The following is a 21,407-nucleotide window of genomic DNA, read 5'->3' on the forward strand; positions in this document are numbered from 1 at the left end:
CCACTTGTGGCCACAGAGGCATTGCTTGCCACTTAGCGGCAGCCCCTAAAATGGCGCAAAAAACAGAGGCCCTTATTCTGGAACCTCCGTTTCTCTGGCTTTCTTAATGCCTTCGGCTGTGGCTTCTATCACGACAAGCTCTTTTTCATTCATGGAGTTTAGAAGTACATCAATATGCTTTCTGCAAGAGCTTGGCCTTGCCCCTCCGTCCGCATGAATAAACTGGTCAACTGAAACGTCAAACATAGTAATGAGTTTAACAAAAAGGTCGAAGCTGGGATATTGACCTTTGTTCTCAATATTCATAATGGTACGGGAGTCACGGTCTACTAATTCCGCAACATAGGCTTGTGTCCAACCCTTTTCTTCTCTGGCTCGTTTGAGAGCTGCCCCGAGGCCGTGAAAGTCAAACCTTCTTTCATCTTGGTTCATTCTCATATCACCCTATGTCATTGTACATTTCGGGTTGGATTATGAGAATGTAATGAAATTTTATATAAAGTAGTATTTCATTTCATCAATGTGCAGCCTCCAACTTGTACTATTCGAGATAAAGAACTATAATGTATTCTGTGGAGGTGCGAAATGGACTATATGACATTGAAAGAGACCGCCGAAAAGTGGGGCGTGACACCTCGTAGGGTAAATTATTATTGTGCCGGAGGGCGTATCCCCGGCGCTGTGAAAATGGCCGGTGTTTGGCTGATTCCTAAAACTGCGGAGAAGCCGCTTGATGGCCGGACAAAACAAGGAAAGGAATTAAAAAATGAATAGAATATTACTATTGGAGGATGATGTTAGTCTGATAGATGGCTTGGTCTACTCTTTGAAAAAGAATGAATTTGATGTTGAAGTTGCCCGTACTGTATCTGAAGCAAAACAATACTTATCCAAACTCGACAGATACGATTTGTTGATTTTGGATGTCACCCTGCCAGATGGAACTGGATTTGATGTATGTGAAACAGTACGAAAAGAAAATCAGAAAGTCCCGATTATATTCCTGACCGCATCGGATGAAGAAGTCAACATAATCCGTGGGTTAGATAGCGGCGGGGACGATTATATCACCAAGCCTTTCAAGCTGGGGGAATTGTGTTCCCGTATCCGGGCGCTGCTGCGTCGGGCCGGAGTTTCCAAAAGCGAAAAAAACACTTCTATGGAATGTGGCGACATTACCATTGATCTGTTGGGTAGCCGTGCAACCTTAAAGGGAAAAGCATTGGATTTGACAAGCGCTGAATATCGTTTGCTTTGCCTGCTGGTAAGAAATGCAAATCGCGTTGTGACAAGGGACATCATTCTAAATGAGCTGTGGGATGATACAGGAAATTTTGTTGATGATAACACCCTGTCCGTCTATGTACGGCGGCTTCGTGAAAAAGTGGAAACCGATCCGTCCCATCCAGAACACCTTATAACCATCCGGGGATTTGGCTACCAATGGAAAGAGGTGTCTGTATGAGCTTGTACCAAGATAGACAGATTAAAGGCTTCCTGATATTTTTAATTTTGTTTTCCCTGTTGTTTGTAGGTACAGGAGCCGTTTTGACTATTTATCAGGTGAACGATGTGGAAGTCCTATGGCTCAAACACGATGAAGCGGTTTCGTCCTCACTTTTGGAACAGGGTGTTTCTAAAGAAGTGATAGCAGTTGCCTTTACTAATACGAACATTAGTGAAAATGGCAGGTCATTATTAACGGCTGCGGGTTTGGGAAAACAGGCAGAAAGCAGTATGCGGCCTTTTTTTAATCAATTTCAGCGTTCCGCTTTCTTCATCATGCTATGCACTGTGTTATTTTTTCTCTTTGTGCTTACCATAGGAGTATTCGTTTTTTTCTGGAAAAGGAAGCGATTGTACCAACAGGCCGACAAAATATTATCAAATTACATCAACGGGGATTACTCTTCTCATTTGCCACAGAATTACGAGGGTGCAATCTATCAAGTGTTTTCTTCGATAGAACAGCTTGCAACTATGCTCCAATCCAAAAACGAAACAGAGCGTAAAGCAAAAGAGTTTTTGAAAGACACCATATCCGATATATCTCACCAGCTCAAAACGCCTCTGGCAGCCCTCGCTATGTATCAGGAGATCATTGAAAGTGAGCCAGAAAATGCAGAAACGGTCAAACAGTTTGCGGCGAAGATGGGTATTTCTCTAAAGCGTATGGAGCAGTTAATCTTATCCATGTTGAAGATAACCCGACTGGATACGGGAAACATCATTTTTGAGAAAAAAAGTTGCCGTGTGTCCGAGCTGATAGCTCATTCAGTCAATGACCTAACCACAAGGGCTAAAAGCGAAAGCAAGCAGATTCAGATAGATGGCGATGGTGAACAGCAGCTTATTTGTGACATGGAATGGACAGGCGAAGCGATTGGAAACGTTGTAAAAAATGCGCTGGATCACACACAAGCTGGCGGCATTGTCTATATTACATGGGATCGCACTCCTGCCGTGTTTCGTATTTTTATTTCTGATAATGGTAACGGTATAGCCCCGGAAGATATTCATCATATCTTCAAACGCTTTTATCGCAGCAAACATTCTCTTGATACACAAGGAATTGGACTGGGGCTTCCCCTCGCCAAGTCCATTATTGAGGGGCAAGGCGGTGTTATCTCCGTACAAAGCGAAGCTGGAAAAGGTACGCGGTTTACACTTTCTTTCCTTACGGAACTGTAAGGTCAAATTCATCTGCTTGTAAGCTGCTTTTGCTATCCTTTTGAGAAAGGAGGTACTGATGACTATGGAAATATTGAAAGTACAAGATTTATGTAAAACTTATGGAAAGGGTGAGGCGAAAGTCGAAGCGTTGAAGAAGGTTTCCTTCTCTCTGGATAAAGGCGAATTTGCTGCCGTTGTGGGTGAATCCGGTTCTGGCAAAAGCACATTACTGAACTGTATTGGAGCTTTGGATACCCCTACCTCCGGCCACATTTGGGTTGATGAACAAGACCTGTTTTCCATGAAAGAGGAACAGCGCACGATTTTCCGCCGTCGTAATATCGGCTTTATCTTCCAATCCTTTCAGTTGGTTTCCGAGCTGAATGTGGAGCAGAATATCATGTTTCCGCTTCTTTTGGACTATCGCAAACCAGACCCGGCAGCAGTAGAAGAAATTTTGGAACTCTTGGGCCTTACCGAGCGTCGGCGTCACCTGCCGAGCCAACTATCCGGCGGACAGCAGCAGCGTGTTGCCATTGGTCGGGCGTTAATCACAAAGCCCAAACTGATTCTGGCGGATGAACCTACTGGCAATCTGGACAGCAAGAATAGTCAGGATGTTATTACCTTGCTTACACAGGCTTCCCGCCGCTATCAGCAAACAATCCTGATGATTACCCACAATAAGAATTTGACTGCATCCGTTGATCGGGTGTTTCGGGTATCAGATGGCGTTTTGACGGATTTGGGAGGAAAAACAAATGAAGCATTATCTTGACCTTGTTCCCATATCCGCAAAAATCCACAAGAAGCAAAGCAGAATGTCTATTTTTTGCATTGTGCTGGCTGTGTTTCTGGTTACAACTATTTTTGGAATGGCAGATATGTTCATCCGCAGCCAGATTTTGCAGGCACAGCAGGAGTCTGGGAATTGGCATATTGCCATTCGGAATATCAGTAATGAGAAAGCTGCAATTATCGCTTCACGGCCTGATATAGAAGTGTTTTCACCGTATGGCGTTCTCAATTATCGTGGAAATTTAGGCTATACTTTGGGTGGAAAAAATGTAGCGATATGCGGTTGTGATGAAAGATATATAACTGAAATCTGGACTGACCAACTTGAAGAAGGTGTTTTTCCACAGACAAGTAATGAAGCGTTGGTGACTGAAAATGCAAAGCAGATAATGGGTGTTGCGATTGGTGATCCCATTGCCGTAGAAACTCCTGATGGCGACAAACTGAATTTTACCATATCAGGATTTATGAATAATACCGCCTCGATAATGAGTGGCGACTCCTACGGCATCATTTTGAACACAGAGGATTACTGCACTATTTATCCGAATGTATCAGACGGGGAACCGAATGATTACGGCATTATGTTTTACGCTCAATTTGCAAACACAAGAAATATACAAGGGAAAATTGCTGATTTGAAAGAACAATGCAATTTATCGGATGAACAAATATCTTCCAACAATAATCTGCTTGGATTGCTTGGACAAAGCCGTGTTCCCTTTTTATTACAGGTTTATTTGGCCGCGGCAGTATTGTTTGTGCTGGTAATGTTAGCTGGTATTATGATGATTGCAAGCAGCCTTAACAGCAATGTAGCCCAGCGTACAGAATTTTTCGGCCTTATGCGCTGTATCGGTGCAACACCAAAACAGGTTATGCGCTTAGTACGGAAAGAGGCGCTTAGTTGGTGCCGTTTGGCGATCCCTGTGGGTATTTCCATCGGTGTAGTTGTCATTTGGGTCTTATGCGCGATTTTGCGTTTCCTAAGTCCGGAATTTTTCAAAGCGATGCCTACATTCGGATTTAGCGTACCAAGTATTCTTGCAGGAATCGTTGTGGGCTTGGTAACAGTTTTGTTCGCTGCCTATTCTCCGGCAAAGAAAGCAGCAAAAGTATCTCCGCTGGCAGCGGTGTCCGGTAATGCAAACGACTTGGAGCCTGCAAGAAATGCCGCTAATACACAACTGCTTAAGATTGATACAGCACTTGGAATTTATCACGCAAAAGCAAATCGGAAAAATCTGTTTTTGATGACAAGCTCATTTGCTCTCAGTATTATCCTTTTCCTTTCATTCTCTGTAACAGTTGAGTTCATGCAGCATACCTTAACACCGCTCCAACCTTGGACAGCAGATCTATCTATCATAAGTCCCGATAACTCCTGTGCTATTGACAAAACAGAACTCGATAGTCTAAAGGAAAATCCTGTTGTGGATTTAGCGTATGGAAGAAAATTTGCATACGAGGTTCCGTCTGTCACAAACGGTATTGAAAAAAAGATGGATTTAATCTCTTATGAGCAGTATCAATTTGATTGGGCAAGGGACTATTTATTAGAGGGTTCTCTGGAATCTGTGCAAACTGATTTAGGGACGGGCTTAATTGTTTATAATTCGCAGAACACAATACAAACAGGCGATACGGTATCCCTGAATATAGACGGACAAAGTGAAGAAATTCAAATTGTTGGAATATTGTCCAACTGTCCGTTTTACAGTGCCGCCGATGTTGGAACAATTATTTGTTCAGAGGATACATTTGAACAAATTACTGGCGAGTCGAAATATACGGTTATTGATGTGCAGTTAGTGAAAGGCGCAACAGACGAAGAGGTTTATGTGATCCGCCAAATGGTAGATTCATCATTTACTTTCGCTGATGAACGCATGGGTAACAGCAGTACCATGGGAACTTACTATTGTTTTTGGCTGTTCATCTATGGATTCCTCGTCCTAATTGCAATGATTACAATTTTTAACATAATCAATAGTATTTCCATGAGTGTGTCTGCACGGTTGAAACAGTATGGCGCTTTCCGCGCCATCGGCGTTAGCATGGGACAGCTAAGTAAAATGATCGTTGCAGAAGCCTTCACCTATACCATAATCGGCGGTGTAGTTGGTACGGTGTTGGGACTGTTTTGTAATAAGCTATTGTTTGGAATGTTGATAAGTTATAGATGGGGGGATGCTTGGACTCCTCCATTACCAGAGGTAGCCGTTATTCTGTTGATTGTTGTAATCTCTATAATTTTGGCTGTGCAAGGGCCAATCAAGAGAATACGCAATATGTCCATTGTTGATACAATCAGCGCACAATAAATTCAAATCATATATAAGCAGGTGGGTTTTTAATTAAGCCCGCCTGCTGTTATTGAGCTTACAGTTTCGTAAGTCAAAATTCACCTGTTTGTAAGCTGGAACTATTATGATTAAAACAGAAATTGAAAATACATATCTGCCGGACGACGGCAAAAGAAAAAAAGCCGTCGTACAGCAGACACATTTACACGCCTATGGAGCGGCGGCTTTGATTTTCAGAGCCGCCGTTTCTTTTCGTCTATCCCTAAACCAACGACGACCTAACACCGTGTAAATCCACGGCGGCATATAGGAGGATTGCCGCCGTGTCTATTTTTGTCTTTTTTCACAGTACCCATGACCTACATCAGTTAAAAAAAGCATAGCTCCCCCTCCGGGTTATTCCGGCTATGTATGCGAAATTTGTTGGAACCTTAACTATTATGTCATTTCACGCGTCCGTGTGGCTTCATGCCGCCCGGGCGCTTTTGCGTTCTTATGGGGCGGCTTCGGGTCATGTTGGCCCGAAGCCATTCCCCGGTGCCGCTCCCCGCCGCCTTCGTTTCGGTCACTCGTCAACCAACAACCGAAACGGAGGTCAATATGGCTATTATCAATTTGCGGGACTATTACCCATTCTATACATCGGATTGCTTCATGGAAGTATCGGAAGAAGTTGCAGAAATGTTCAAAGAGTTTGATCGTAAAGAGGCTGCCTACCGGCTGCGTACATACCGCCACAAAGCCTACTATTCCCTTGATCGGGATGACGGGCTGGAGCATGAAGCTGTCTTTGTCGCCTTATCTCCCCATGAACTGTATGAGCGGAAAGTGACCATGCAGGAGCTTCATGCGGCGATTGCCAGTCTGCCGGACAAACAGGCAAAACGGATTTACGCTCATTTCATTCTCGGCATGACCAAACAGGATATTGCCCGGGCAGAGGGTGTCCATGAAAAAGTGGTTCGTGTCGCAATCGAGCGAGGTCTGCGGCGCTTAGAAAAAATTTTGAAAAATTCTTTGTAAGGCGTACCGATTTAGGCCGGAAAATGAAATGGCTTATGAGAGGCAAAACACTTCGGGTCACAATGGCCCGAGGTTCAGACAAACCTCATGCAGATTGAAAATTGAATAAAAAGACACCCGGATACGAAGGGAAACGCGCTGTGTGACAGACCCGCCATGACCTCGGATTTCAGAGAATACAGTCTTTGTAAAACTGAGCGAGCGAACAGGTCCATGCCATAGGTGGGGCAAGGCTGGCTCCACCGGAACAGGCGCAGAACCCGGATACTTGCGTTTAGTCACAGTCCGAGCGTTGAAGCGGTCTTGCAAGCCGTGAGCCGTCGCAGGCAATGAGAACGCCTTGCCATCAGAATGGGGAGAGTTGAAATACTATGGGGCATGAAGCCTATGCCCGTCCGGTGTGTCTGAAATGAAGTGAAAACCTATGGGGAGCCCCCGGCAATGTTGTCTGATGATAGGCCAACCGATCCGGCGTGGCTCCCCATCTTTTCAAAAAAGGAGCACTTTATGGGAAATGCGTTTGGAATGATCCCCGGCTTGGAACCGGACGAATGGAGCAATGACGCCTGCCGTGGTTATGTCATTATGGCAATGGAGAACTGCGGATTTTCAAAGAAGGATATACGGCGTGTTGTGGGGCAGCTTTATGAAGTATTCGACCTCAACAGCGTGGAGGACGCCAAAGAAAAGTACCTTTCCAGTCCTTACTGACCTCGGGCCACATTGACCCGAAGTGGAGAAAGCTCAAAGGGCGGCACCTGCTGGGTGCCGTCTTTTGACATTTCCCCACGGGACAAGTGGGAAAGGCTGGCATATACACGCACTTTCGCAAAGGAGGTTTTCAATGACGCAAGCTGTCACTTATGAACGAGAAACAAAGTCTGTCGCATTTCAAGGGAAGATCATTGTGCTGGAAAGCCTCACGCCGGTACTTCCCCCGAAGGAGAAAGAACAGCGCAAAAAAGAAATTGAGCGTTGTCTTTACGAGGTGTTCAGCAAATATGGAGACAGATTTCCCTAATCATTCGCAACATTGTTGTCCAGGGCTGCTGATGGTATAATATAGTTGTAAGGTTGGTAGCTCCATTCCAACAAGGAAAGGAGCCCAATATGGAATTTATCAGAGAAGATTGTATTTACGCAAGACAGTCAGTAGACCGCAAGGACAGTATCAGCATTGAAAGTCAGATCGACTTTTGCAAGTATGAATTGAAAGGCGGGAGCTGCCGGGTATTCAAGGACAAAGGCTATTCCGGTAAGAACACGGACAGGCCGGAGTTTCAAAAGCTGCTGGGCGAAATCCGCAAGGGAAAGGTTCGGCGGGTCATCGTGTACAAGCTGGACCGTATAAGCCGCTCTATTCTGGACTTTGCAACGATGATGGAGCTGTTTCAAGAGTATGATGTGGAGTTTGTATCATCCACAGAAAAGTTTGATACTTCGACCCCGATGGGTCGGGCCATGCTGAATATCTGCATTGTATTCGCCCAGCTTGAACGTGAGACAATTCAGAAGCGTGTCACAGACGCCTACTATTCCCGGTGTCTGAAAGGCTTCCACATGAGCGGACAGGCACCATACGGTTATCAGTTAGAGCCTACTGTGGTAGAGGGTATCCGCACAAAGAAAATGGTTGCCGACCCCATAGCCGCCGACCATGTACGGCTGATGTTTGAAATGTACGCTGAACCGGAAACCTCCTTCGGAGATATTACCCGATACTTCGAGGAACAGGGTATCAAGATTTACGAGAAGTCAATGGTTCGGAGTTTTCTTTCCCAGCTTTTGCGAAACCCCGTTTATGCACAGGCCGACTTGGAGCTGTACGAATTTTTCAAGAGTCAGGGTGCAGCGATTGTCAATGACGCTTCTGACTTTGCCGGAACAAACGGCTGCTATCTCTATCAGGGGCGGGATGTGAAGGAGGACAAGGACAGGTGCTTAAAAGACCAGATACTTGTTATCGCTCCCCATGAAGCACTCATTTCCTCTGACACATGGCTGAAATGCCGGAAAAAACTTATGGCAAATACCACCTTCCAGCAGGGACGGAAACCGAAGAACACTTGGCTGGCTGGAAAAATCAAATGCGGGCATTGTGGGTATGCTCTGAAAGCCACCCATGTACCAAACAGCACCGGGTATTTCCGCTGTACCAAACGGACGGAAAACAAAGGCTGTCCGGGCTGCGGGAAAATCCGCAAAGAAGAATTTGAGCAATTCATTTTCTCGGCCATGCAGGAGAAGTTCAAAGACTTTCAGATACTCCACGGCAGAGAGGAAAAAGTCAATCCGAAACTGACCGCCTATCAAGTGGAGCTGGTACAAGTGGAGGCAGAAATTGAAAAGCTGCTGGATACGCTGACCGGAGCCAATGCGACCTTGCTTGCCTACGCCAACAAAAAAATTGAAGAACTGGACACCCGACGCCAGACCATTTCAAAGGCAATCGCTGAATTGAGCGTTGAAACCATATCTCCCCAGCAGATAAAGAAGTTATCCTATTATCTCGACAACTGGGAGAGCATAGATTTTGACGACAAAAGAAAAGCCGCCGATGGTTTGATCTCTACGATCAAGGCCACCAGCGACCGTGTTCAGATAGAGTGGAAAATCTGACATTTCCGCTCTATCGCCCCTCATTTCTATTTTATCTTGTTTGTACCCCTTGTACACTGATGTTTAAAATTATCAAGAATAATAAGGCTGTCACGGTGCAGCTTTTTCAAAATCTTATAGTGCTTATCAAAAAGCATTTCCTCGGTCATTTCACTGGTATCATTATCAAATTCCATGCCTGCAATGTTTTTCTTTAAATCTCCCGTATAGTAGAGATAAATGAGATTTGTATATTTCTTACGGTTCTTATCCGCATAGTATTTTGCAAATTCACTTTTCCCAATTCCTGCCACACCGCTGATAAAAAGTGTGGGGTGTTCCTGTAACAATTTTCCACATTCTTTCAGTTCATTTTTGCGCCCTACAAATTCTTCTGTAATGGAGGGCAGGCGGCTGCTTTGTATGGTATCGGATAAATCGGGTGAAAATAAGCCGCTGTGTTCATGATCTGACAGAATGGCATAACGGACTGCGGCAGTAAAAAATGCCGCATTATCGGTAAGTGCAAGTATTTCATTTGTGGTTTTGTTACCAATGATATTGCGGCTGTCATTGATCAGTTCCTCTATTTGGGAACGTGCCTGTGATTCATTTATCAGGTTCGGAATGATTTTGCATCGGAAATCTTCTTCCATGACTTCAAAATTATTTTCCTCATAAATGCGCAGAATTTCCATAGGTATCGGTCTTGCTCCGGTGCACCAGCGGCTGTACATGGTGTTGTTTTCTGCATATATTTCACTGCTTGGAAGTTCATCGTTCAAGTATGCAGAAAATAAGCTGCGGACAAGCTGGTGTTGCTGATATGTTTTCTTTTTATTTTCAAGCAGTATGCTTATTATATTTGCAAAGGTAAGTCGATTTCTCAAATTATTTTCTCCTTCAAAAAATTCTATGTCAATGTATGGTCAAGTCTCTGTCAATGTTTTTCCGTTTTCTGTATTGGTATCATAAATCCATGAAAGCGTAGCCGCTTAAAGCCATCAGGCAGACAAGGCGGTTACAAAAGAATTATATCATGCTGTGGATAAATCTTGTGTCGAATTATGAAAAAATTGGAAGAAGGTTTGGAAGCAGCAAAAGAACATTGATAAACAATCCGCCAAAACGGATTCATGAGCTGTATTTCATGCCAACAGACCTGCAAAGACACTTTTACAGGAAAAGAGGAGCAGGCAGACACTTCCGAAAGGGTGGGAATATTCCGAGCAGGGGAAGCCCACAGGCAGATTTTGAAACAGAGATCGTTGCTAAAGGTCAGCAATGACAGCATGGGATGCGAATGGAAGCCGAAAGGGTCAACGCTTTTGCCAGAGATGTTCATTTTGTTAAATTCAATGTATCAATAAAGAAGCCGATAGTGAAAATATTAGAATGAGGAGGAGTCGGATGACAAGAGAAATGGAGTATGCAAAGTGTATGGCAGTCCTTCGCAGGATTTACCGTAAGGGGAGTATTACAGAATCAGAGTATCGATATACAAAGGGGAAACTGAAAGACAGATTTATGATTGTGGAAAATACCGATGAAGCAGCATAAAATTTTTCGGTACATTCGTTAATATTTAAGTTTGAGTATATGATGGCAGCATACAGAGGATGTTTCAAAAAGAAAAATCCTTTGCAACTGTCATTTTCCATATAGGACTGACAGAAATTACTATGCAGATTATTTTAAAGATTGGAGGAATTGTATGAGCGAAGTGCAGGTATTGCAAAAGACAAAAATTGTTCCGAATGGCAGGAACAGGGGCAGTACGGGAGCTTTGAGGGTTGACCGTATCAGGGTGGCGGCATATTGTCGTGTATCTACCGATGATGATGAGCAGTTAGGGAGCTTTGAATCACAGAAACTGTATTATGAACAAAAGATAGCATCGAATAAAGATTGGGTAAATGCAGGAATATTTGCGGATGAAGCGGTCACAGGAACAAAGACGGATAAGCGGAGTGGCTTTCAGGATATGATTGCCCATTGCAACAATGGCGAAATAGATATGATACTTACAAAGTCTATTTCAAGGTTTGCCCGCAACACGGTAGATACGCTGAATTATGTGAGAATGTTACGCGACCGGAATATTGCCATATTTTTCGAGAAGGAAAATATCAATACACTTGATATGAACGGCGAGCTATTATTGACTATTATGAGTTCCTTGGCACAGCAAGAGGTGGAGTCACTTTCACAGAATGTCAAGATGGGATTGCAGATGAAAATGAAGCGTGGCGAATTGATCGGTTTCAATGGCTGTTATGGATATGATTATCATACCGAGGACAAGAGCATAACTGTCAATGAGGAAGAAGCGGAGATTGTCCGTATGATTTATGATATGTATCTGGAGGGTTATGGAACGACCACGATTGCAAAACGGTTAATGGAACTTGGAATTAAGAATAAAAAAGGAGAAGTAAGCTGGCATACGCATGGTGTTATGGGGATGATTAAGAATGAAAAGTACAAAGGGGATATTCTTCTGGGAAAGACATTTACTACCGATCCAATTTCCAAACGCAGGCTTGCAAATATGGGAGAAGAAAACCAGTATTATCTCAGAGATCATCATGAGCCGATTGTCTCAAGAGAAATATGGGATAAAGCAGAGGAAATACGCATGAAGCGTTCCAGAAATAAAGTAGTTGAAACAACCGGAAACAGGGAACGTTATACACGTCAGTATTCCTTCAGTAGTATGTGCGAATGTGCCTATTGCGGACATAAGCTCACACGTAGGACAAGACACAGCAGGTCTGATTATGAAAAACCGGTGTGGCAGTGTATGAATGCCACTAAGAATGGCATTGCCAACTGCCCGAACTGTAAAGCAGTCGATGAAGCAATTTTAGAGGGAGCTTTTCTGGATACTTTTGGACTGCTGGCAGGCAATTTTGATGATGTGCTGGATGTGGTATTGTCATATGTGGCGGAATCGGCTGACAGTGATGAAAATATACGGAAGAAACAGCAGATTGAAAAGGATATTTCTTCACTGGAATCAAAGACATTACGGATGACAGACATGCTGATTGATGGTACAATATCCAAAGAGGTGTACGAGGAAAAAATGGTGGATTTCACCAGAAAGCTTCATAAACTGTCCGAGAGGAAAGCACTTCTTGAGGACAGTATCTGCACACAGAAAGATATAAACAGGCGGATGTCAGAACTCCGTGACACACTTGAAAAAGAACAAGTCCTTGATGAATTTGACAGGGTGGTTTTTGAGAGTATCATTGACAGGGTAATTGTCGGAGGATATGAGGAAGACGGGACACCCGATCCTTACAAACTGACCTTTGTGTTAAAAGGTAATCAAACAGGAACAGTGCCACATGCTAAGGAGCAGTTTAAGGAAAAGGCAAAGAAGTCAAAGGAAGAAAAGAGGGTGTCATAAGATGGAGAGCAGGCTGGCAGAAGTTGTTGATAAGACTGTAATTGTGGAAGTGGACACAGAATTAAGTTTGTGTTCATGTGAGAATGACGTGGTGGACGAAACGTGTTCATTAGGCGGTGACGACACATGTGGAGACGGTTTGTTTATTGTCCAAACTTCATACAGACCAGATCAACAGATCGAGATAGAGTTTGATGAGCCTGGTTTGACGGAAAGAGTGCAAAGATTGCCATGAGAAAATCAAGGATTATGTGATGGAGTATATGGGATTGAAAGTCAGCAGTTTGTATTTTACACAAGTGAAAAAATGAGGTATCATCGAGCGTAGGAATTATAACAAGCAGAAATTTGAGGATACAAAGTATTAGCAGTGTACACCATTAGGGATGCTTTGAAGTATTTTCGAATGAGAAACATATACTGTTCTCTATTACAGTATTGATGATATTATTTATGGACTTACAGATAAGGAGAAATCGAAATGGCAGTAAAGGTAGTGGTTAAATCGATTGAGCCCAATATTGCTGATTTGGCGAATGGTTGGCTCAAATCGTATAAATTGGATTATAAGTTAGAGCAGGAATCGCTAAATACAGAAATTGATACCGCACTAAATGATTATTTTTCTAAAAACGGAGGTACAGGTGGAAATAGACCTGATTGTAAACTTCTGCTCCAGGATAAAGACTTGAATTTCTATCCTGTACTTATAGAATATAAGGGATATAAGGACAAACTTGTCAAACTTGATGCTAATTGTCAAGTGGATAATAAGACAGCAAAGAATATCCCTAATTTTAAAAATATAAATTCTTATGCTGTTAATGGTGCTGTTCATTATGCTAACGCTTTACTGCACCATACAAGCTATACTGATATTATTGCCATCGGTATGACTGGTTATAAAGATGATAATGGCAATATTCAGCACTCTATCGGGTGTTACTATGTTTCCAAAAGCAATTTCGGTATTGGACAGAAGATTGATGAGTATTCTGATTTTTCATTTCTTAGAAAAGAGAATTTCAGCAGCTTTATTGAGAAAGTAAAGAACCTGCAATTATCGCAAGAAGAAATTGATAGGCTAAAAGAGCAGAGAGAAAAAGAAATAGATGTCAGTTTGATAAAGTTGAATAATGACATATATCAAAACGAAAAGGGATTGGGAGAGGACGACCGTGTGTACCTTGTGGCAGCTTCTATTATTGCCACTCTTGGCATTCCAGGAAAAGTGGCACCTCTCGAAAAATCGGAGCTTAAATCTTCATCAGAAGAGGGTAATATGGATGGAGACATTCTTATTAGGAAGATTAAAGCTTTTTTAAACGAAAAAAGGATACCCAGAGAGAAAAAAGAACTTATTGTTAGAACATTGCAGAACACATTGACTACTGATAATATTAACAGAGTTGAAAACGGCGAAAGCCAATTAAAACGTGTGTTTACAAAGATTGTTGATGATTTAGGTATCTACTATAAAATTGGATTAACCACTGATTTTACAGGTAAATTGTTCAACGAAATGTATGGATGGCTGGGATTCTCACAAGATAAACTGAATGATGTTGTCCTCACGCCTTCTTATGTTGCCAAGTTATTAGTCAAACTTGCAAGAGTCAATAAAGATTCTTATGTATGGGATTTTGCCACTGGTTCTGCTGGACTTCTTGTAGCTGCTATGAATGAAATGCTCAATGATGCGAAGGAAAAAATTAAGTCTCCTGACGAATATCAAAGAAAGGCTGATGAAATTAAGACGACACAACTGTTGGGCATAGAACTACTTTCCAGTGTTTATATGCTTGCTATTTTGAATATGATTCTTATGGGTGATGGCAGTTCCAATATTTTGAACAAGGACTCTTTAACGGATTTTACTGGTAACTATGGCTTTGGAAAGACCAAAAATAAATTTCCAGCGGATGCTTTTATTTTAAATCCTCCGTATTCCTCACCCGGAAACGGAATGAATTTTGTTGAAAAAGCTCTTTCTATGATGTATAAGGGGTATGCAGCCATTATCATTCAGAACTCAGCAGGTTCTGGAAAAGCAATAGAATACAATAGAAGAATACTTAAACACAGCACATTACTTGCAAGTATAAAAATGCCTATAGATTTGTTTATTGGTAAATCAAGTGTACAGACAAATGTTTATGTGTTCAGAGTTGGGGAGGCCCATCAAAAAGATGATGTTGTTAAGTTTATAGACTTCTCTAATGATGGCTATACTCGTTCTAATCGTAAAAAGGCAAGTAATAATTTAAGAGATACTGATCATGCAAAAGAGCGTTATCAAGAGATCATTGATTTAGTACGCTTTGGTAGAGGGAAGCTAGGCTTATTTACAGAAAGAGAGTACTATGAGGGAACGATTGACCCAGAAAACGGTGCGGATTGGAATCAGACTGCACCGGTAGATACCAAGCCTACTCTGGAAGATTTCAAAAAAACTGTAAGTGATTACCTTGCATGGGAAGTTTCCAAATTATTGAAAAATCAGGATTGTGAGGATGATAGCCTGGGAAAATAGAAGCCTCACTTAATAATATGTTACAGGGGATTAAGTGGGGCAAATTTAGATTGGGGGACTTGTTTGAAGTAGAATCATATACGAAAAGATTTGATGCAAACAAGGTTAAAATTAAAGAGAGGGGAAAGTATCCCTATATAGTCAGAACGAGCTATAATAATGGACAAAGAGGTTATATAGATGAAAATGAAGAATTTTTAAACACTGGAAATACTATATCATTTGGGCAGGATACTGCTACTATGTTTTATCATGAAAAACCATATTTTACAGGTGATAAAATTAAAGTGTTAAAGCCTAAAAATATTAAATTCAATAAAAATAATGCTCAATTCTTCCTTGCCGTATTAAAAAAACCTTTTGAATTGTTTTCTTGGGGAAGTTCAAGTTTTAATGTTGATATTATTAAAAGTCAAAAAATAGAATTACCTGTTAAAAACAATGAAATCGATTATGATTTTATGGAATCTTTCATAGATCAGTTGGAGGCTCAGCGAGTCGCTCAGTTGGAGGCATATTTTTCTATCATTGGACTGAAAGACACGAAATTATCTGTTGAAGAGGAGCAGGTATTGAAGGATTTTGGGAGGCTGGAATGGGGAAAGTTCAACCTTGAAAAATTATATGGGAAATCGACTCGTGGACAGCGCTTGAAAAGTGCTGATAGAATTTTAGGAAATTTGCCATTTGTGACTGCTGGCGAAACTGACGAAGGCGTTTCGGATTTTATTGGTAATAGGGTTCAAATTTTCTCTAAAAATACAACTACAATCGACATGTTCGGTTCTGCTAAATATAGAAACTATGAATATGGTGGAGATGATCATGTTGCGATTGTGCATACAGAAAAATTGTCGAAGATGGCAGCAATATTTGTCACAACAGCAATTCACAAATCATCACATAACGGTCAATTTGATTACGGCAGAAATTTTTATGCTAAAGATGCGGATAGGCTTGATATTGTTCTGCCAGTAAAAAATGGGCAGCCTGATTATGATAAAATGGAAACTATTATTTCTGCGATTCATAAACATGTTATGAAAGAAGTTGTTTTGTATGTGGATAGTAAATATACTTAAAAAATAAAAGTAGCATTAATTGACAAGTAAAAAAGATTAAAAATAGTTGTAAATTTGACTTGTGTGGAGGATGGTATGGATTTTTATAAAATGCTGGAAAAAAGATTCATTTGTGGTGTGGACTGATGAGTATGGAATTGAGAGTAAATTGTAAATTCAGCTTATTAAATAATACTAGGCGTCAATGCGATTTGAGAAAGCCTGTATAATCTATAGTAACATTATTTTTTGTTAAGGAGTAGAGAAGTGGAGAGTGTAACATGGCAAAATATGCGTATCGGGATAATAAAAGAAGAGAGATCATTTATTCAGCAGATGCTGTAAGGGAAGACAGGGATAAAGCGTTTTTTTGTCCAAATCCTAATTGTGGTGCACGATTATATGTATGTGCTATTGACGGAAGCAGAAATGCTTATTTTAGAGCATCAAAAGCAGGTTATCCGCATTCTTCAGAGTGTCCATTTGGATCAAGTAATGCCGAGTTTGATGAGAGACAATTTGACCCATATCAATTTTTGTTTGATGATGCGATGGATCATCTTTATACTGCAACTAAAACCAGAAAAAATAGTACAATATCAGGGGAGCATAAAAAAGGCGAAACGAAAAAGCATCCGCCCAGAACATTAAGACAAATATATGCTATGTGCAAAAGCTTTCCAGTCAATTATTTATATGGAAATAAAAAAATTGGCGAGATGATTTTAGATGACAGAAGCGAATACAGGTATCCTGAAGGATGTTATGGCAATATAATTATTGAAGCAGTTGCAAAAAGAAGAATATATGACAATAAAAGTAAGCAAATCTACTTAGCAGCACCAGTAATTAGTAAAAAATACTCTTTTACATTATGCTTTTCAGATGTTAATACATATCGAATCATTCGGGATGAAGTGTATTGTAATCAAGGTAAAATACTTGTTGTTGCCGGAAAATGGAAATCATCGGGAATACGTGGTTGCTTTGCGACAGAAGTAATTGGGCAAAAACAAATAGCTGTTATAAAATAGTAATAGTTGCCAAACTATATATTTTGACTTTATTGAACTAATAATATTGTGAACACGTATAGCTGCTTTTTCACCCCTCATAGGTATCTTTGTACTGTTCGCCCCAGAGTTTCATAGCGTCGAGGACTGTCTGCAGACTTTGTCCGAGTTCCGTCAGGGTGTATTAACCCGCGGAGGGACTTCCGGATAGACGGTGCGGGTCAGCAGACCGTTTTCTTCCATTGTCCGCAGTTGTTTGGTCAGAACTTTCTGGGAGATCGAACCGATTGATTTTTTCAATTCGTTGAAGCGCTTTGTGCCGGTAAGCAGATCGCGAAGGATCAGGACGGCCCACTTGTTGCCGATCAGGGCAAGTGTTGTTTCCACAGGACATTCTGGTAATTGTGTGGGAGATTGCTGCTTTGTCATATCCATCATTTCCTCTTATATTCATTATAAACCGCAAATAGTCTCTTTTGGAAACTTACTTTCTTTCAGGTTCCCTATTTACAAATGAAACTTACTATAATATCATATCATTAGCCATTTTGAGTGTCAAGGAATAGAAAATGGGTCGGAAGAAAAGAGAGGAGAAAGAAGCAAAAGATGAAAAGAAAAATTGCATTGTTTATGACGATGGTATTGTTGGCAGCGGCCATGAGCGGATGTGCGTCTGCCGGTAACAAAGAGGAGTCTGAGCCGTTGGTGGTAGCGATGGAACTTGCCTATCCGCCATTTGAGACAAAAGATGATGCCGGAGAACCGGAAGGGGTCAGTGTAGATCTGATGGAGGCGTTCGGAGAATATGTGGGGCGTGAGATCCAGATCAAAAACACGGCATGGGACGGTCTGATCCCTGCGCTGCAGACAGGGTCTGCCGATATTGTGATCTCTTCCATGACCATTACGGACGAGAGAAAAGAAGTGATTGATTTTTCTGATCCCTATGCCAATGCGCTTCTGGCGATCCTCGCCAATGCGGATTCGGATATTGCCTCCATAGAAGACCTGAATCAGGAAGGGAAGATCATCGCCGTTAAATCCGGTTCCACAGGACATATGTATGCGGAAAAGAATCTGACCAGGGCAAAGGTTCTGGCAATGCCGGATGAGAGCGCCTGCGTGATGGAAGTATCTCAGGGCCGGGCGGACGGATTTATTTACGACCAGTTGACGATTTACCGGAACTGGCAGAACAATCAGGATACGACAAAAGCGGTCTTTATTCCTTTCCAGGACCCGGAACAATGGGGAATCGCGGTGCAGAAAGGGAATACGGAGCTGCTGGATCAGATCAACGCATTCCTTGCGGAGTACAGGGAAAAAGGCGGTTATGAGGAACTGACTGGAAAATACCTGACAGAGGAAAAGAAAGCGTTTGATGAACTTGGCTTTCAGTGGTTCTTCGAGATAGCCGAGTAACGCTGAAGAAACGGGAGTACCTATGAAGAGATTGCGAAGATTATTTTGGACAGCGGAAAAAGAAAAAGCAGACCTCATGGCAGTTGTGGTGAATATGCTGCTTGTGGCGCTGCTTTGGATACTGCTGTTCTGGATTTCCCTCTATACAATTCAGGTACGGCTTGACTTCTCATTTTTCGGACAGTTTCGGGTCCGTGTATGGGACGGATTTCTGATGACGCTGAAGCTCAGCCTGCTCAGTCTGGCGCTGAGCTTTGTCATCGGTGTGCTCAGCGCCGCCGGACAGGGTGCGTCTTTGTTGTTTGTGAGATATTTTTGTAATGTTTATGTGAAATTTATCCGGGGAACGCCGCTGATCATGCAGATTTATCTGTTCTTTTATATTGTGGGTACTGCGTGGGGTGTGGAAAACCGCTTTGTGTCGGGAGTGCTTATTCTGTCCGTGTTTGAAGGCGCATATATCGCGGAGATCATCCGCGGCAGCCTGTTGTCAATAGAAAGTTCGCAGTTAGAAGCGGCCCGCGCGGTTGGCTTTACGCGCAGTCAGACTGTGCGTTATGTTATTCTGCCGCAGATGGTGGCAAGGACGCTTCCGGCGCTCACAGGACAGTTTGCCTCCATCATCAAAGACTCATCACTGCTCTCCATGATTGCAGTCATAGAGCTGACACAGACGATGCGGGAGATCAGTGCGGTGAATTTTCGCCTGTTTGAATGTTATTTGTTTTTAGGTGTCCTTTATCTGTGTCTGACGCTGCCGATTTCCCTGGCCAGCGAATGGCTGGAAAGGAAGTTTCGTTATGAAAATTGAATTCCATAATCTTTCCAAACAATTTGAGCAGGACTGCCCTGTCCTGCAGCCCATGGATTTCTCGGATGAAGTGCATACGCTGGCGGTCATCGGGCCTTCCGGAGGTGGAAAGTCTACGCTCCTGCGGATCATTGGCGGTCTGATTGCTCCGACGACCGGGACGTTATCGGTGAACGGAGAAAAGGTGGAGACGGGAGAAGCGGCTCTGCAGAATTACCGCCGGAAACTTGGATTCGTCTTTCAGCAGGGCGGGCTGTTCCGGCATATGAATGCGCGGGCTAATATTACGGTTCCTCTGGAACAGGTCCATGGGTTTTCTCATGAGGAAGCGTCTGCGCGGGCGATGGAACTGCTTGAACGGTTTGGACTGAAAGAGGACTGGAAGAAAAAGCCGGCGGAGCTCTCGGGTGGACAGCAGCAGAGGGTCGCGATTGCAAGGGCGGTGGCAGCAAAACCGCGTCTGCTCTTATTGGATGAGCCGACGAGTGCACTGGACCCGGAGTACACGACAGAGGTGCTGGATATAATCCATGAACTGAAAAAGGAAGGGATGGATTTTATCATTGTCACTCATGAGATGGGATTTGCCCGCCATGCCTGTGACAAAGTGGCATTTCTCTGTGACGGGGCTTTGATGGAATACGGTGACAGCGAGCAGATTTTTACCAATCCTCAGACAGAGAAACTGCGCCGTTTCTTAGGGAAACTACTGGAATGGAATGTGTGATCCGGCTGACTGCAGGAATCTTCTGGCGGCAGGAGAAAAGAGGAATATTACAGGGGAAAAATAATGGTGACAGCAATTTTATATGAATCGGAAGAATGGTCAGTCTATGCGCTCAGAGACCGGCTCTGTGCACTTGGAACGGAGGTTATCTTAGTGAATCTGGAGGAAGCAATTCCCTATGAGGCGCTGAGGGATTGCCATCTGGTGATCAGCCGGATCTTTGCGAGCGCACAGTTTCGTGGACATGAGAGAAGTCTTTTGAGCATGGAAGCGGTACATAAATTTCTGAAGGAGCAGGGGATTCGGATGGTAAATTCCTATCAAGCGCACCAGTATGAGGTGAGCAAGGAACTTTCCACGAAGACGCTGGAAAAGTATGGCATCGGTGTGCCCGAAGTATACGGGACATTCCGGAAGGAAGAGGTTTATCAGCTTCCGCTTGTTTATCCGCTGATTCTGAAGCCGGACTGTGGAGGCCGGACGAACGATACTTATATCGTGAAAAGTGAGAGCGAACTGCGGGAGATTGTGCCAGGACTGCGTGACATAACGATGATCGCCGAGGAATATCTGGAGCCTGTCCATGGGTATCTGACACGGATCGAGGTGATCGGGGGAGAATGCCGTCTGATCGTAAAACGCAGCGTGACGGAAAACGGACTGTCCGCTTACCGCTTTGGCTCTTCATATGAATGTTATGATGACTGCCGGGACAGCATCCGAGAGACAGCGGTGCGGGCGATGGCACTGTTGGAGATCGAGATGGGCAGTCTGGACATCATTGAGACGGAAAGCGGATTTTATATTATTGATGTTAACGCGGTTTCCAATGTATCGGAAGACAATACGGAGATGTTTCAATTTGACCTTATGAAGGAAATGTCAGAATATCTTGTCGAAAAATATGGAAACGAGGCCGGTGGGGATTTTATGCGGGAGAGGGTATGAAATGTTGCATTTGCGTCCAGATAGGATATAATGAGAAAGAGAGATAGCGGCCCTGCCGGCCTGGTGTCTCCGGCAT

The 21,407-nt window shown here is 42.9% G+C and carries 22 protein-coding genes and 1 pseudogene; 20 read left to right on the forward strand and 3 right to left on the reverse strand.

Annotated features, from left to right (window positions below):
• Positions 1–72 precede the first annotated feature (72 nt).
• Positions 73–438, reverse strand: a complete 366-nt coding sequence (locus V1224_05580; protein WWR16904.1) for a helix-turn-helix transcriptional regulator — start codon at positions 436–438, stop codon at positions 73–75.
• Between the two features lie 147 nt (positions 439–585).
• Here V1224_05580 and V1224_05585 point away from each other — a divergent pair, with 147 nt between their 5' ends.
• The 10 genes from V1224_05585 (at position 586) to V1224_05630 (ending at position 9,419) form a co-directional block, all read left to right on the forward strand.
• Positions 586–774 (forward strand): helix-turn-helix domain-containing protein, encoded by a 189-nt coding sequence (locus V1224_05585; GenBank protein ID WWR16905.1) that lies wholly within the window; start codon positions 586–588, stop codon positions 772–774.
• The gene (locus tag V1224_05590) at positions 767–1,465 is read left to right on the forward strand and encodes a response regulator transcription factor (GenBank protein ID WWR16906.1); all 699 of its coding nucleotides are present in this window, start codon (positions 767–769) and stop codon (positions 1,463–1,465) included. The genes V1224_05585 and V1224_05590 overlap by 8 nt, the downstream gene beginning before the upstream one ends.
• Positions 1,462–2,691 carry a HAMP domain-containing sensor histidine kinase gene (locus V1224_05595; GenBank protein ID WWR16907.1) on the forward strand — a complete coding sequence of 410 codons (1,230 nt, stop codon included), beginning with the start codon at positions 1,462–1,464 and terminating at the stop codon, positions 2,689–2,691. Before V1224_05590 ends, V1224_05595 begins: the two co-directional genes overlap by 4 nt.
• A 64-nt stretch (positions 2,692–2,755) precedes the next feature.
• Positions 2,756–3,451: an ABC transporter ATP-binding protein gene (locus V1224_05600; protein WWR16908.1), complete on the forward strand. Its 696-nt coding sequence runs from the start codon at positions 2,756–2,758 to the stop codon at positions 3,449–3,451.
• A complete protein-coding gene (locus V1224_05605; protein ID WWR16909.1) occupies positions 3,435–5,795 on the forward strand; it encodes an FtsX-like permease family protein in 2,361 nt (786 codons plus the stop codon). The genes V1224_05600 and V1224_05605 overlap by 17 nt, the downstream gene beginning before the upstream one ends.
• Before the next feature lie 106 nt (positions 5,796–5,901).
• Entirely contained in the window at positions 5,902–6,069 is a 168-nt protein-coding gene (locus V1224_05610; protein WWR16910.1) for a hypothetical protein, read from the forward strand.
• 308 nt (positions 6,070–6,377) lie between these two features.
• The gene (locus tag V1224_05615) at positions 6,378–6,800 is read left to right on the forward strand and encodes a sigma factor-like helix-turn-helix DNA-binding protein (protein ID WWR16911.1); all 423 of its coding nucleotides are present in this window, start codon (positions 6,378–6,380) and stop codon (positions 6,798–6,800) included.
• 507 nt (positions 6,801–7,307) lie between these two features.
• A complete protein-coding gene (locus V1224_05620; protein ID WWR16912.1) occupies positions 7,308–7,511 on the forward strand; it encodes a hypothetical protein in 204 nt (67 codons plus the stop codon).
• Positions 7,512–7,644: 133 nt separating this feature from the next.
• Positions 7,645–7,821 (forward strand): hypothetical protein, encoded by a 177-nt coding sequence (locus V1224_05625; protein ID WWR16913.1) that lies wholly within the window; start codon positions 7,645–7,647, stop codon positions 7,819–7,821.
• 89 nt (positions 7,822–7,910) lie between these two features.
• Entirely contained in the window at positions 7,911–9,419 is a 1,509-nt protein-coding gene (locus V1224_05630) for a recombinase family protein (protein WWR16914.1), read from the forward strand.
• 26 nt (positions 9,420–9,445) lie between these two features.
• On the opposite strand, the gene V1224_05635 is transcribed toward V1224_05630, so the two are convergent.
• A complete protein-coding gene (locus tag V1224_05635) occupies positions 9,446–10,183 on the reverse strand; it encodes a hypothetical protein (GenBank protein WWR16915.1) in 738 nt (245 codons plus the stop codon).
• A 610-nt stretch (positions 10,184–10,793) separates the two neighbouring features.
• On the opposite strand from V1224_05635, the gene V1224_05640 reads away from it, so the two are divergent.
• The 6 genes from V1224_05640 to V1224_05665 all read left to right on the forward strand — a co-directional run bounded on the left by V1224_05640 (position 10,794) and on the right by V1224_05665 (position 17,444).
• Positions 10,794–10,958, forward strand: coding sequence for an SHOCT domain-containing protein (locus tag V1224_05640; GenBank protein WWR16916.1), 165 nt, complete (start codon positions 10,794–10,796; stop codon positions 10,956–10,958).
• A 154-nt stretch (positions 10,959–11,112) separates the two neighbouring features.
• Positions 11,113–12,816 (forward strand): recombinase family protein, encoded by a 1,704-nt coding sequence (locus V1224_05645; protein WWR16917.1) that lies wholly within the window; start codon positions 11,113–11,115, stop codon positions 12,814–12,816.
• 1 nt (position 12,817) lies between these two features.
• On the forward strand, positions 12,818–13,051 hold the full coding sequence (locus V1224_05650; GenBank protein WWR16918.1) for a hypothetical protein: 234 nt from the start codon (positions 12,818–12,820) through the stop codon (positions 13,049–13,051).
• A 246-nt stretch (positions 13,052–13,297) separates the two neighbouring features.
• Entirely contained in the window at positions 13,298–15,349 is a 2,052-nt protein-coding gene (locus tag V1224_05655) for an N-6 DNA methylase (protein WWR16919.1), read from the forward strand.
• 17 nt (positions 15,350–15,366) lie between these two features.
• Complete coding sequence (locus V1224_05660; protein ID WWR16920.1) at positions 15,367–16,431, forward strand: restriction endonuclease subunit S; 1,065 nt, start codon at positions 15,367–15,369, stop codon at positions 16,429–16,431.
• 260 nt (positions 16,432–16,691) lie between these two features.
• The gene (locus tag V1224_05665) at positions 16,692–17,444 is read left to right on the forward strand and encodes a hypothetical protein (protein WWR16921.1); all 753 of its coding nucleotides are present in this window, start codon (positions 16,692–16,694) and stop codon (positions 17,442–17,444) included.
• A gap of 70 nt (positions 17,445–17,514) precedes the next feature.
• Here the strand turns inward: V1224_05665 and V1224_05670 are convergent.
• A pseudogene (locus V1224_05670) lies at positions 17,515–17,852 on the reverse strand (helix-turn-helix domain-containing protein).
• 177 nt (positions 17,853–18,029) lie between these two features.
• Here V1224_05670 and V1224_05675 point away from each other — a divergent pair.
• The 4 genes from V1224_05675 (at position 18,030) to V1224_05690 (ending at position 21,331) form a co-directional block, all read left to right on the forward strand.
• Positions 18,030–18,845: a transporter substrate-binding domain-containing protein gene (locus V1224_05675; protein ID WWR16922.1), complete on the forward strand. Its 816-nt coding sequence runs from the start codon at positions 18,030–18,032 to the stop codon at positions 18,843–18,845.
• Between the two features lie 22 nt (positions 18,846–18,867).
• Complete coding sequence (locus tag V1224_05680; GenBank protein ID WWR16923.1) at positions 18,868–19,656, forward strand: amino acid ABC transporter permease; 789 nt, start codon at positions 18,868–18,870, stop codon at positions 19,654–19,656.
• Positions 19,646–20,383, forward strand: coding sequence for an ATP-binding cassette domain-containing protein (locus tag V1224_05685; GenBank protein WWR16924.1), 738 nt, complete (start codon positions 19,646–19,648; stop codon positions 20,381–20,383). Before V1224_05680 ends, V1224_05685 begins: the two co-directional genes overlap by 11 nt.
• A 63-nt stretch (positions 20,384–20,446) precedes the next feature.
• The gene (locus V1224_05690) at positions 20,447–21,331 is read left to right on the forward strand and encodes an ATP-grasp domain-containing protein (GenBank protein WWR16925.1); all 885 of its coding nucleotides are present in this window, start codon (positions 20,447–20,449) and stop codon (positions 21,329–21,331) included.
• The last annotated feature ends 76 nt before the right edge of the window (positions 21,332–21,407 follow it).

Source organism: Lachnospiraceae bacterium JLR.KK008 (assembly GCA_037015955.1).
In the GTDB taxonomy this organism is placed as follows: domain Bacteria; phylum Bacillota; class Clostridia; order Lachnospirales; family Lachnospiraceae; genus VSOB01.

Excerpts from the sequence above, each read along its gene's own strand:
- V1224_05580 (WWR16904.1), bottom strand. The coding sequence starts at position 438 with ATGAGAATGAACCAAGATGAAAGAAGGTTTGACTTTCACGGCCTCGGG.
- V1224_05585 (WWR16905.1), top strand. The coding sequence starts at position 586 with ATGGACTATATGACATTGAAAGAGACCGCCGAAAAGTGGGGCGTGACA.
- V1224_05590 (WWR16906.1), top strand. The coding sequence starts at position 767 with ATGAATAGAATATTACTATTGGAGGATGATGTTAGTCTGATAGATGGC.
- V1224_05595 (WWR16907.1), top strand. The coding sequence starts at position 1,462 with ATGAGCTTGTACCAAGATAGACAGATTAAAGGCTTCCTGATATTTTTA.
- V1224_05600 (WWR16908.1), top strand. The coding sequence starts at position 2,756 with ATGGAAATATTGAAAGTACAAGATTTATGTAAAACTTATGGAAAGGGT.
- V1224_05605 (WWR16909.1), top strand. The coding sequence starts at position 3,435 with ATGAAGCATTATCTTGACCTTGTTCCCATATCCGCAAAAATCCACAAG.
- V1224_05610 (WWR16910.1), top strand. The coding sequence starts at position 5,902 with ATGATTAAAACAGAAATTGAAAATACATATCTGCCGGACGACGGCAAA.
- V1224_05615 (WWR16911.1), top strand. The coding sequence starts at position 6,378 with ATGGCTATTATCAATTTGCGGGACTATTACCCATTCTATACATCGGAT.
- V1224_05620 (WWR16912.1), top strand. The coding sequence starts at position 7,308 with ATGGGAAATGCGTTTGGAATGATCCCCGGCTTGGAACCGGACGAATGG.
- V1224_05625 (WWR16913.1), top strand. The coding sequence starts at position 7,645 with ATGACGCAAGCTGTCACTTATGAACGAGAAACAAAGTCTGTCGCATTT.
- V1224_05630 (WWR16914.1), top strand. The coding sequence starts at position 7,911 with ATGGAATTTATCAGAGAAGATTGTATTTACGCAAGACAGTCAGTAGAC.
- V1224_05640 (WWR16916.1), top strand. The coding sequence starts at position 10,794 with ATGAGGAGGAGTCGGATGACAAGAGAAATGGAGTATGCAAAGTGTATG.
- V1224_05645 (WWR16917.1), top strand. The coding sequence starts at position 11,113 with ATGAGCGAAGTGCAGGTATTGCAAAAGACAAAAATTGTTCCGAATGGC.
- V1224_05650 (WWR16918.1), top strand. The coding sequence starts at position 12,818 with ATGGAGAGCAGGCTGGCAGAAGTTGTTGATAAGACTGTAATTGTGGAA.
- V1224_05655 (WWR16919.1), top strand. The coding sequence starts at position 13,298 with ATGGCAGTAAAGGTAGTGGTTAAATCGATTGAGCCCAATATTGCTGAT.
- V1224_05660 (WWR16920.1), top strand. The coding sequence starts at position 15,367 with ATGTTACAGGGGATTAAGTGGGGCAAATTTAGATTGGGGGACTTGTTT.
- V1224_05665 (WWR16921.1), top strand. The coding sequence starts at position 16,692 with ATGGCAAAATATGCGTATCGGGATAATAAAAGAAGAGAGATCATTTAT.
- V1224_05675 (WWR16922.1), top strand. The coding sequence starts at position 18,030 with ATGAAAAGAAAAATTGCATTGTTTATGACGATGGTATTGTTGGCAGCG.
- V1224_05680 (WWR16923.1), top strand. The coding sequence starts at position 18,868 with ATGAAGAGATTGCGAAGATTATTTTGGACAGCGGAAAAAGAAAAAGCA.
- V1224_05685 (WWR16924.1), top strand. The coding sequence starts at position 19,646 with ATGAAAATTGAATTCCATAATCTTTCCAAACAATTTGAGCAGGACTGC.
- V1224_05690 (WWR16925.1), top strand. The coding sequence starts at position 20,447 with ATGGTGACAGCAATTTTATATGAATCGGAAGAATGGTCAGTCTATGCG.